10 protein-coding genes and 1 pseudogene are annotated in these 11,412 nt (G+C 49.3%); 5 read left to right on the forward strand and 6 right to left on the reverse strand.

From position 1 onward, the window contains the following. The first annotated feature begins 108 nt into the window (after positions 1 to 108). Positions 109 to 1,086, forward strand: coding sequence for a metal-dependent hydrolase (locus tag BMW55_RS17430; RefSeq protein ID WP_170840008.1), 978 nt, complete (start codon positions 109 to 111; stop codon positions 1,084 to 1,086). A 24-nt stretch (positions 1,087 to 1,110) separates the two neighbouring features. Beyond that, positions 1,111 to 2,052, forward strand: a complete 942-nt coding sequence (locus tag BMW55_RS17435) for a mechanosensitive ion channel family protein (protein WP_089972754.1) — start codon at positions 1,111 to 1,113, stop codon at positions 2,050 to 2,052. Positions 2,053 to 2,102: 50 nt separating this feature from the next. Here BMW55_RS17435 and BMW55_RS19565 read toward each other — a convergent pair whose 3' ends face one another. The 4 genes from BMW55_RS19565 to BMW55_RS17450 all read right to left on the reverse strand — a co-directional run bounded on the left by BMW55_RS19565 (position 2,103) and on the right by BMW55_RS17450 (position 5,591). After that, a complete protein-coding gene (locus BMW55_RS19565) occupies positions 2,103 to 2,252 on the reverse strand; it encodes a hypothetical protein (protein WP_170840009.1) in 150 nt (49 codons plus the stop codon). A gap of 76 nt (positions 2,253 to 2,328) precedes the next feature. After that, positions 2,329 to 3,210, reverse strand: a complete 882-nt coding sequence (locus BMW55_RS17440) for a DNA-3-methyladenine glycosylase family protein (protein WP_244527621.1) — start codon at positions 3,208 to 3,210, stop codon at positions 2,329 to 2,331. Between the two features lie 238 nt (positions 3,211 to 3,448). After that, positions 3,449 to 4,105 (reverse strand): LysM peptidoglycan-binding domain-containing protein, encoded by a 657-nt coding sequence (locus tag BMW55_RS17445; protein WP_089972761.1) that lies wholly within the window; start codon positions 4,103 to 4,105, stop codon positions 3,449 to 3,451. Between the two features lie 142 nt (positions 4,106 to 4,247). After that, a complete protein-coding gene (locus BMW55_RS17450) occupies positions 4,248 to 5,591 on the reverse strand; it encodes an O-antigen ligase family protein (RefSeq protein WP_089972766.1) in 1,344 nt (447 codons plus the stop codon). Positions 5,592 to 6,110: 519 nt separating this feature from the next. Here BMW55_RS17450 and BMW55_RS17455 point away from each other — a divergent pair. Continuing rightward, entirely contained in the window at positions 6,111 to 6,935 is an 825-nt protein-coding gene (locus tag BMW55_RS17455) for an ABC transporter ATP-binding protein (RefSeq protein ID WP_170840010.1), read from the forward strand. Between the two features lie 95 nt (positions 6,936 to 7,030). Here the strand turns inward: BMW55_RS17455 and BMW55_RS17460 are convergent. Continuing rightward, positions 7,031 to 7,754 (reverse strand): annotated as a pseudogene (locus BMW55_RS17460) (Type 1 glutamine amidotransferase-like domain-containing protein). A gap of 35 nt (positions 7,755 to 7,789) precedes the next feature. After that, positions 7,790 to 9,556: an adenine deaminase C-terminal domain-containing protein gene (locus tag BMW55_RS17465; RefSeq protein ID WP_170840011.1), complete on the reverse strand. Its 1,767-nt coding sequence runs from the start codon at positions 9,554 to 9,556 to the stop codon at positions 7,790 to 7,792. A gap of 113 nt (positions 9,557 to 9,669) precedes the next feature. On the opposite strand from BMW55_RS17465, the gene BMW55_RS17470 reads away from it, so the two are divergent. Both BMW55_RS17470 and BMW55_RS17480 read left to right on the forward strand, forming a co-directional pair. Beyond that, complete coding sequence (locus BMW55_RS17470) at positions 9,670 to 9,921, forward strand: YgaP family membrane protein (RefSeq protein WP_089972778.1); 252 nt, start codon at positions 9,670 to 9,672, stop codon at positions 9,919 to 9,921. Between the two features lie 1,226 nt (positions 9,922 to 11,147). Further along, entirely contained in the window at positions 11,148 to 11,360 is a 213-nt protein-coding gene (locus BMW55_RS17480; protein ID WP_139179537.1) for a hypothetical protein, read from the forward strand. Positions 11,361 to 11,412: the final 52 nt, after the last annotated feature.

Raw genomic sequence — 11,412 nt, forward strand, 5'->3', positions numbered from 1 at the left:
CATAGAACCGTTAACAAAAATTCTCCATCATTCTTTGCATAGTTCCTGATTGCTTATAAAATGTTCTGCGGAAGATAATAGAGAATGACATTTTTGAGGAGGATCGCTATGGATACAAGCACACATTTCGTGATGGGACTCGGACTGTTCGGCTTGGCCCATTTGGACCCCGCCGTTACCGCCCATCAAGAGGGAGCCCAAGCCGTTTTATTGGCAACCGTGATCGGATCTCAGATTCCCGACTCGGACATCCTGTACCGTATTCGCGGAAACGCCTCCTATATCCGTAACCATCGCGGATGGACCCATTCTCTTCCCATGCTGCTTGTCTGGCCAACCTTGATCACGCTATCGCTTTCCCTTTTCTTTCCGGCGACCCATCACCTCCATCTTTGGTTTTGGGCTTTTCTCGCTGTATTTATCCACGTATTTATCGATCTTTTTAATACATACGGAACCCAAGCGCTGCGCCCCATTTCCAACAGGTGGATTTCATGGGACGTCCTCAATATATTTGATCCATTTATCTTCATCATTCACTTGGCCGGTTTTGTTCTCTGGTGGTCACTCGCGGTAAACCCGGGCTATATTTTTGCCGTCGTTTATCTCGTGCTGATCGCATATGTGGCATGGCGAACCTGGGTGCATCACAAGCTGGTCATATGGCTGAAAAAGCAAGTAAACGAGCCGGGCCGGTACACGGTCACCCCGTCGATCAAATGGAATGTGTGGAATATGATCGTGGAACAGCCTGATCTGGTCAAAATGGGCGAAATCCGAAAAGACCAGCTTTATTGGACGGGACAATTATCCACCAAAGATTTAAATCACCCGGCGGCGATCCATTCCAAAAAAGCGGACCCGATTCGCGCCTTTCTCGCGTTTACTTCTTACGGATACCCGCTGGTATACTGCCGCCCCTTCGGATACGAAGTCAGATGGCTGGACGTGCGATATCATTATAAAAAACATTTTCCCTTCGTCGCAGTGGCCCTCCTGGACCGGGATTACCAACCTTTTCACTCTTTTGTCGGCTGGATGAGTGAAGATCAGTTAGAAAAACGGGTCAAACATCTGTTATCATAAAATGGTTAGTAGGGGGTGACGATATTGTTCCTGCGTGATGAAAACATCATGCCATTCACGAGTTTCGCTGCACCGACGATCGGAAAAGTGGCTGTGGAAACGAAATCGTTTTTCGCGAAAGTGATCCAAGATCCGGTCTCCCATCTGCTGATCCCGATCGGTCAATTGCTGCTCATCATCATATTGACGATCATCGCTCTCCGCTTTCTTGACGGGGCGATCGATAAAATATTCGCTTTAAGCCGGATGGAAAGTAAGAAAGCCCTGACCTTGCGCAAGTTGATCAAATCGATCCTGCGTTATTCCATTTATTTCATCTCCGTTCTTACAATTTTGATCAATATGGGCTTCGATCCGATGCCGGTATTGGCGGGAGCGGGAATTTTAGGTTTGGCGATCGGTTTTGGCGCACAAAACCTGGTTCGGGATGTCATCACCGGTTTCTTTCTCATTTTTGAAGGGCAACTGGAAGTGGGCGATATCGTGCAGATTAACGGCCAAATCAATGGAACCGTCGAAGAAGTCGGACTGCGCGTAACGAAAATCCGCGAGTTTAACCAACGGCTCCATTATCTGGCCAACGGCAATATCACACAGGTGACCAACTATAACCGGGAAAAGATGAGGGCCATCGTTGCCGTAACCGTTCCATACGAATCCGATCTCGATGTGGTGAACAAAGCATTGGAGGAAGTATGTGAGAGCATCGGCAAGAAATACGCCCCGTTTTTGATTGAAAATCCCGAAGTGATGGGAATTACCAGAATTGATCAGACCGGGGTGGAGTTTACGATCACCGCCTTAAGCGAACCGGACGAATATTGGAGACTGGAAAGAGAGATGCGGAAAGAAGCGGTGCTTGCCCTCCATCGCAACGGGATCGAGATTGCCTATCCGAGAAGTGTGGTATACCATCCTTCCGAAATACATCAGATGAAGGCAGAAAAAGAGTCTGTCCGGCAATAAAAAACGGTCATGGCGATCAGGGCCATGACCGTTTTTTATTGCCGGACCTCTCAAAAAACGGTTCGTTGAATCACGGCAAGGACGGCGACTACTCCAATAGCGATTCCAATCCACAACACCGTGCTCTTTAAGTCACGCACCAATACAGTTACGGGATCCACCGCCGCGATTCGCGGTTCTTTTTTCTTCTTTTTGGCCAAGGTATCTCGATCCCCTTTCACGTTACCATATGCTTTTCCAGAACGATCATAACATATTTTGCAAGAATAAACGAATTCACCCGTGCTGACTCAGCGTATCCCAGAGATAAAAGGTGGCATAACTGCGATACGGGGCCCACGCCTCCCCGATCCGGCGCACCTCTTGTTCGGAGGGCTGTTCATCCAGGCCGTATACCCGACGGACGGCGTTGCGCAGCCCGATATCCGCTGCCGGCAGGAGGTCAGGCCTTCCCAGGCCGAACAGCATGACACATTCCACCGTCCACCGCCCCACTCCCCTCAAAGGCAACAGCGTCTCAGCGATCTGTTCGTCGGATAAGGAAGACAGTGCGTCCAAATCTAATTTCCCTTCAGCCACCTGTCGGGAAATATCAATGATATATTCCGCTTTCCGCCGGTTAAATTGCAACTGCTGCAAATCTTCGTAATTGAGTCGTGCCACCTGTTCCGGGGAAGGAAACACAGGCAGCGTCCCACCCTGAAATTCTACGGCTTCTCCGGCCAATTGAATCAACCGCTTCAGCAGAGTGGCGGCAAAAGAAATATTGAGCTGCTGACCCACAATGGTCTTGATCAAACATTCATAAACGGTCGGGTCCAATACGATGTGCATCCCTTCCCGTTCACGAACCACCCGTCCCATCAAGCTGTCCTCCTGCCACTGGCGGTAAAAAGGGGTTAAATCCACTTCCGTGGAAAACATATGACGCATCGTTGCCTTTAATTGTTCCTCCTCCCCTTCAGCCAGATCTCCTTCAACCTTCACCAGGAGAACCGACGGTGTCCGGGATTCCGAAACGGAGACCACAAGCGGCCCCTTTTTACCCCTCAGTGTTCGCGTAAACATCCCGTCTTGATAAACATACATGCTCTTTTCAAAGTAACGAAGGCGTTTGGTCGTCTTTGGGAATGAGTAAGGGTAATTGCATTCGATCATAAATTCCAACAACCTGTTTCACCTCTCTCCCTTTTTCCTATTTTAAACAAAAACCAACAGGACTACTGAAACAATCGTGGATGAAAGCCCACTCCGGCATTTGTTTCCGTCTCCGCTTCGATGCAGTGGCAGAGTCACTCGTCGCACGGAGACCAACACGGCCGGCCGCCCCGGAAGTACAAGCACAGGAACACCCTTCCCACATAGCACACATTCACAAAAAAAGAGCCCGGCAGGCTCAGTCCACGATCTCCACTTTTATATTTTTCTTGACGCCGAACTTTCTGGCTTCAGTCACATCATCCATATAAAGGTCAATCTTTTTTCCTTTAATGGCCGATCCTATATCCTGGGCGACCCGGTAGCCGATCCCCTCAATATAGACGCGGGACCCAAGCGAAATGACGGCCGGGTCGACGGCGATGGTCACACCTTCAACCGCTTTGCCCCCGCTGGAAGTAATTCCATATCCTGCATCTCCCGGCCGTTTACCCGTGGATTCCGGACCTGATGTATAGGCAGTCAAGGTAAATTCACCGAGCGAACGCCCGCGCGACATGACCGGCATGGCCATGGATACGGGCACGGCATCGGTCAGGCCGGAACCCCTTTCCTTTTGATGCAAGTGTTCGGCGAATGCGGGAAGAGGAAGGCGCAACACTTGTCCCGCGCGGATCAGGGATGGATTGTTCAATCCGTTGAGTTTGGCGATGGATTTTACGGTGGTTCCGTATTTTCGGGCGATCCGGTAAACGGTATCCCCTTTTTTCACCGTGACTGTCCGATATTCACTTTCTTTGGCCTCAACCGTAGGATGCAGGGATTTTGCCTGCTGAAATCCGGCCACGAACACCACAGCGGCAGCGAGAATCAAGTGCCGGAGCTTGATCTTCATCTGTTACCCCTCCACTGTTCATAGATAGAATGATAGAGATGGTAACAGCTTCGTCGGGAAAAACCATTTTTATACTCTGTCAACCGAAGGAATAAAAAACAAATGAGTTGGGTTTTATCCCCCAACTCCCTTTTCATGCATCCTAGGCTCTTTTCTTATATGCCAACAGCCACCCGGCAATGGTGCTCAGCCAGCCGCTTTTCATCAAAAAGTAAGCGGCGGTTGCGGATTTGTATGAAGCCTTGCCGGTTTTTCCCCGCTCCCGTTCACTCCACTCCGGCCGGGTCAGACAGCGTCTCTCGTATTGTGTATGGATTACGATCACGCTGAGCATAAACAATAGGCCGACCTGGGGAGAAGTGATGGGGTAATCATACATCCCATGCCCCAAGAGAGCGATGGTCTGTGAAATAAGCATACCCGCCAACCGCTTTTCTTCCTTGCTGTTGGCTGTTTTCCGCCAATGGCGCGCCCGGCGGATCGTCGTAAACACCAATGCCAGAAACAGGATCAGTCCGACCGTTCCGTACTCGGTGGCAATGCCCAAAATGACGTTATGGGCATGGTAAACGTAAAACCCTGCCTTCTTGGCAAAAATTTGCCCAAAATGAAGGGGCAGTGTACCGATCAGCCAATGCTCACGAAAAATATCGAAAGCGGTCGACCAGACTTTAAAGCGGTCGCTAATCGTGTAGGCCAATGTATCTTTGCGCGGGATAATCTGGGGATAAGCGGCCACTACACTGATCAAAAATAACACCAGGCCTACCGTTCGCTTGCGGTGACCAGTCATCCAGACCTGTACGATAAAGCCGACGACAAGCCCCACCCACGCTCCTCTTGAACCGGTACACCATATCGCCGCGCAGAATACGAAAAACAGAGCCAGCGCGGCCATTTTTTGCCAGCCTTTTTTCAGGACTGACGAAGCGTAAATGGACAGCAGAGCAAAACAGATGAGCAGGGCGGCTGCCAGGTTGGAATTTCCCGATGTGCCCACACTGCGAACAGACCGTTCCGATTGCCAGCGAAAATCGTTATAGAAATCCAGCAGGATTCCCAACCATGATTCATTGAGGACATCCCAGTCCACTTGTTGGATAATCACAATCGCCGCGACATAAATGCCGCCCAGCCAAAATTGAAGATACATTTTCTGAACGTCCTGCCATGACCACTTGACAATATGCCTGACCCAGAAGGTTAGAAGGTAGAAGAGGCAGAACGTGAGAATGGGAATAATTCCGATGGGAACCCAGTAAAACCAAGACGGATTAAAATACCAGCTGATGAGAGATAACAATAAAAAGCCAAAGAATATCGCTTCCGGCCATCCCTTTATGCTCCATTTTCCTTTATATATAAAGAGAGTCACCATGCCCACCAGAAGTAATGCAACGGGAGGTAAGAATGGTGAAACCAGGATGGACAGGTATAAAAATTGAGTTAACCGTAAAACCCAAGCTTTATTTATGTCGGATTTCAAGAGGACTTATCTCCCTTTTTCAAAAGAAATACAATGCCTAATGTATTATAGCCGTGCATGGACAGATGAGCAAGATTTCATTTCTTGCTAAACAATGGCATCAGCCCGCTCTGGGCCTGGCTTTTGCTTGCTCTGACCAACGGCTTCTGCCTTCAAAGCCGTGGAAAAGGGATGAAATCACCAGGGTAATGGAACTTTTGTTTATTTTTTTCAAAATACAGGTGTTTATTCTTGATTGACGGTTGTGGTTCCTCTTTCTTTCAACATCTCCTTTCATTCCAATCCCTGGGGAGATGATGAAATCTTCCCCATTTTATGAACGATTTCTGAAAAACAATGGTTTCAATTCTTCTTCAATCATTTCTTTCATTTTCCTCATTTAGTCATATAGGGATAAAAATGTCCTGGAACGCCATTTGAAAATTATAATCATTCCCATTGACGACTGAAAATGTTTCTCATAGAATGAAAACTGATAGAATCCCGATTTTCAGATACTCCTTCATGGAGGCGATTTCCTTGTCTAAAGGGTTGGCCGCGAAAAATTTGACTCTTTCCTACGGTTCATCGACCATCATCCGTGAACTTAATCTCATCATTCCCCACGGCAAGATCACCGTATTAGTCGGCAGCAACGGCTGCGGAAAATCAACGCTGCTCCGTTCGCTCGCCCGCTTGCTCAAGCCTCGGAAAGGCTGCGTCCTGTTGAACGGAAAAGAGATCGCCAAACAATCCACACGGGAAGTAGCCAAGCAGCTGTCCATCCTTCCGCAGAGTCCCAGCGCCCCCGAAGGGCTGACGGTTCTCCAACTGGTCAAACAAGGGCGTTATCCCTATCAGACATGGACCCGTCAGTGGTCGGTGGAAGATGAAGCCAAAGTCAATTGGGCACTTCAAGTGACACAGATGTCAGCGCTAGCCGAACATCCGGTCGATTCACTGTCAGGCGGACAACGGCAACGCGCGTGGATTGCCATGACCCTGGCCCAGGATACGGATATCCTTTTGCTTGATGAACCGACTACCTATCTCGATCTTACGCATCAGATCGAAATTTTGGATCTTTTATACGATTTAAATGTACAACAAGGCCGGACGATCATCATGGTTTTGCATGATTTAAATCTGGCCTGCCGATATGCCCACCACATCGTCGCCATTCAAAATCAACAGGTTTACGCACAGGGACGGCCGGAGGATATCGTGACCGAACAAATGGTTGAGGATGTGTTCCATTTGAAATCGCTGATTACGACGGATCCTCTGTTCGGCACCCCCCTCTGTATCCCGCAGGGAAAAGGAAAAAACAACGGCAAGAAATCATTGACCGCTACGGGAAGTTAATAAGCTTCCCAAAACGGTTTTTTGGCAGAACAACGCAATGCCGGAGGTCGGTGGCCATGGCCCCTCTCCGTTTGAACCGCCGGAGATGGCTCCTTTCATCTCCGGATCGGACCCGGGAATGATGTTCCCAGGAAGTGAGTACCCAACGGTTCTTCCATCACCCGTCCTTGGCGCTGGCAAACCCGGTACGCTTTTGCCTCTTTTCTGGAGCTCACCGCTCTCATGCACTTCGTATCCGCAAAATGGACGGCGGCCCCGTCGTCACAGGCGATTCCCGCTTTTATTTGGCCTGTGGACAGTAGATGATGATAGACGGGTCTTTCGCTCTTCTTCCCCGTCATAATGCGGACAAAAGCTCCCCTTCAACATTCCCAGGGCGGAAATCGCCGTGAGCCCCCCTGGATGGGAGTCTGTCTGTCCCTCTTCAAACCAGCAAATCCCTCCCGCGCTGATTCCCGCCAAGATGACTCCCTGTTCCCAGGCCTGGTGAACGATCCGGTCAACGCCCCATTCCTTCCACAAGGTGAGCAGATTGCGCGTATTTCCCCCTCCGACGTACAGAATATCTTGCGAAAGCAAAAAATCTTCCATGTCCGTCACATTGGGACGAAACAGGGAAAGATGCGAAGGTGTGCAGAGTTGTTTCTCAAAAAACCGGTAAAACCGCTCTATGTATTCTTTTGAATCTCCGCTGGCGGTCGGGATCAAACAAATCCTGGGCCTCTCTTTTTCCGCTTGCGACAAAATATACAGGTCAAGAAGTGGATTCTCCGGCTCCATGGAGAATCCTCCTCCGCCCATGGCGATAATTTGCTTCATTTTCAAGCTCCTTTCAGGTCCGCCCCACCTGCTTTTCAACCCCTTCGGATGGAAGGATAAAGGATGGTTTTATCTTTTACCCTCATCAGCCCGTTCGCCGTCAAACGAACTTGGGGAAGATGAGTGGATGATAAAAACAGGAAAGTATAAAGAGGATCCGAAAACGGATATCCGAAGGCGCGAAGTTTTTCCACAAATGGGCCCAATTGCTCAATCAGCCGATCCACCGGATCATCGTTCATCATTCCGGCGATTGGAAGGGAAAGGTCAAAATACACGGACTCCCCTTGCACCCAGACAATGCCCCCTCTCTTGTCAATCACAAGGTTGGCCGCTTTTGCCATCGATTCCGGATCTCTCCCGATAATGAGCAAATCATTGGAGCCGTTGTAACTGGATGCCAGACCGTCAATCCCTTTGGCAAACCCCCGCAGGACCCCTGGCGTCATCCATTTCCCGCACCGGTCCGCCAGAAACACCAACAAACGGTCATCCTCGTCATTCCAGCCGGTCGGATCATCCCAAAGTTTGAGATTTTCTTCTGTCAATTTGGTGATGACGGGATTTATCAGCTGGATGACCGGGAAGTTCCCCTCCCATTCAGGCAGGCGAAAATCGGCGGGGGCCAGGCGCAGATTGCTTTTCCAGGTCAATTTTTCATATTTGCCCCAATCAAGCCGATGAAAAGATTGGAGCAACCGGCCATTTTCAGCGATTTTCTTTCCTTCGGCAAAAACGGTGTCCGGAGTCGGTTCGTCCAGCGAAGATAAGAAATTAATATCGGCCAAACGCCCGGGAGCCAGTCCCCCCAAATGCTCGTCCAGACGGTAATATACAGCGGGATTTACCGTCACCATCTGATAAGCGTGTACGGGATCACACCCATTCTCGATCGCCGTGCGGATCAGATCGTCGGTAAATCCCGGTTTCAGGAAGAGAGGAGTTGCCCCGTCCGTCGTCATCATGAGGCGATGCCAGGGAACCCGTTCTTTTTGCAGCAATCCTTGAATGAGCACCGGCAAATCCGGGCGAATGGAGCTATGGCGCAATGTAACCATATACCCCAATTCCAGGCGGTTCCATACTTCTTCGATCGATATGCTCTCATGATCGCCGGTCACCCCTGCCGCGGCCAACTGGGATAAAGTCCGGTACGAAGCACCCGGAGCGTGACCTTCTACCCGTTTCCCCAGTTTTTTCGCTTCAAGCATCCAGCCGTTCATCACCGGGTCCTCCCGTAAAAGAGGAAGCCAATCGGTTAATTCACCCGCCTGGAGCACGTTCCGGTGGGATAAAAACGCTGCGACTCTCTCAGATGAAAACAGGTGGCGGCTCTCTTCGGGAAGTTCCGTCTGCGCATCCAATCGCGCCCACCAGAAGTGCTTGACAGGGGAATCTTCCAGGCTTTCAATCATCGAAAACAGTTCATCATTGCTTAGCCGCGTAAAAAAGTACAGATTATCGTGGATCAGTGTGGTCGTACCTAAAGAGGCTGCTTTTTCGCCCAGAGTCACCGGGTGATAAAGTTGAAACGGGTGGGCATGAGGTTCAATATAGCCCGGCACTAAAACGCTGCCGGATGCATCGATCACTTCCGTTGTCTCATCGATCTTCAGTCCGCTATTCGACGCATCCCCTACATAGGCGATGCGCCGTCCGGCCAAAGCGATATCTTTGCGCTCCAGACGGCCCGTATATACATTTAGAACCTCTCCGCCCTGAATGAACACTGTAGAAGCTTTTCTGCCCATGGCGACATCCATGAGCAACTGTTGTTCTTGCGCTGTTTGCAGGATGCTCAATGAATTCCACCTTCCTTTTTTTAATATGGGCGATCCACTGAGAAATTTCCTTCGTATAAGTGGTTTTCGGGTGCAAATACTATCTATACGGTTAAGGAAAGGAGTTGTGTCCATTGCAAAAAAACATAGGGACCGTTGATGCCATCATGCGAATCAGTTGCGGCCTGGCGGGTTTGGCATGGAGCGCATCCCGCGGGCGCAGAGATTTCCCCTATGTGTTTGCAGCCATGTCTGCGATGAAAGTGGCCGAAGGAATTACCCGTTACTGCCCGATGCTGGCACTTTTCGGGAGAACGACGGCAGAACAAAAACCTGCCATCCCGGGTCCGGGAAAAACCCCGGGTGAACGACCGAAGCCCGCATGAAGCAATGACTGACCACAAATCCAGCCTTAACCTTACCACCCTCTTCCGCTGAACACAGGAAGAGGGGATTTTGTCGGCTGACCCATTCCATCATCTTCCCCGATTTCTGCTTGTTCGACAAAATTTCCGTCAGAGAGTGAGCCTAAGTGGACCGCGAAATAATTTAACAAGCTGTGAATGAAAATATAAAAAAGTAAAATCAAACCTCTTGTCTGTATTCAGACTTTTTTGTATAATAATTTCCAAGATGAGTAGGGGAGGGTTAGGAAGTCAAGAAGAATTTTTTTCTGATTATTGTGTCTGTTTCCAGGTTCTGCAAGAATTTGTCAAACTTTAGCTTTCTCAGGAATCGCAGCACCATCGGCCGCCCTGTTCGAAAGTGCAGTCACAATCAGAAATATGAAATGAAAATCAGGTTCCTGAACATCTCGCTCTGCTCATCTTGATGGTTTGGGAAGCAAAATATACTTAGCTGGTACAGAATCGTTTACCCACATAAATGGAACAACCCGCTCTCTCCATCTCTGTGCCAGGACGCGGAGCAAAACCCGCCATAGCGATGTTTCACTCGGTATGCAGTCTCCTCGCGGTCAGTCAGGTGGACATGGTGTCGGGGTTGCTTCTACAAACCAACTGTCCCGTGAAACAAGGTAATAGGAGGGGATGCGGGCTGGTAACCCAACTGCACCTGAACTGAATGACCTTGGTTTGCACGAATAAATGTTCTTTCATGTTAAAAAAAATCAAGATCCGCCGTCCTTTGCACAAGCTTGATCCGTTCACGAACAGGCATCTCTGATCAGGTCGCCGCCAAACGCGAAGCGGAAAAACCCCGCCGGCAACATTGACCGAATCGCGACAATGTCTTATGATTAAGCTTAAAACTTGCAATTTCGATTTGTCGCTGATTTACGACTGGCGTCTGTAGTTGATGTTTCACACCATTCGCTCTGAGGGTTCGGTATACCTGCCGTCAGGTGACACTATTTAGTTTAACATAATCCGCCTCATGAAAAGCGAATTTTATAAATTGGCGGAATGGGTTTGTCATTTTTTATCGAAAAAAAGAAGGCAACCTGTAACCTCGCGTCGAAAGAATGGGTACATCAAATTTTTAAGATTTTTGAAGGTGGCAAATTGAGGGCAACGTGGTAGAATGAGATTACAGGTGAGAACATGTGATCGGTTTTCCTCATTTTAAACCGGTTAAGGAGTGTGGAAAGTTTATGTCACTTAGCGAAATGGAAAAAGAAACAGTGATCCAGTTTGACGAATCCACCAACCTCGCCACCGTCTATACGGCCAGTTGGACTGTCGCCCGCTCTCTGAAGAAAGCAGGTTACAAGCCGGTGAAAAAGAACCAGGGCGGCTGGTGGTTTAAGATCCCGGTGAACGGAATCTCCATTGAAGGCGAAAAAGAAACCACAAAGATCGGCTAAATAAACCGTTTCTGACAAACAGGAGCACCCAGTCGGGTTGCTCCTGTTTGTT

The sequence above is a fragment of the Lihuaxuella thermophila genome (assembly GCF_900110165.1).
GTDB lineage: Bacteria > Bacillota > Bacilli > Thermoactinomycetales > Thermoactinomycetaceae > Lihuaxuella > Lihuaxuella thermophila.

Bases quoted from the DNA above. Each gene is read 5' to 3' on its own strand.
- BMW55_RS17430 (WP_170840008.1), top strand. From the start codon at position 109: ATGGATACAAGCACACATTTCGTGATGGGACTCGGACTGTTCGGCTTG.
- BMW55_RS17480 (WP_139179537.1), top strand. From the start codon at position 11,148: ATGTCACTTAGCGAAATGGAAAAAGAAACAGTGATCCAGTTTGACGAA.
- BMW55_RS17440 (WP_244527621.1), bottom strand. From the start codon at position 3,210: ATGATCGAATGCAATTACCCTTACTCATTCCCAAAGACGACCAAACGC.
- BMW55_RS17445 (WP_089972761.1), bottom strand. From the start codon at position 4,105: ATGAAGATCAAGCTCCGGCACTTGATTCTCGCTGCCGCTGTGGTGTTC.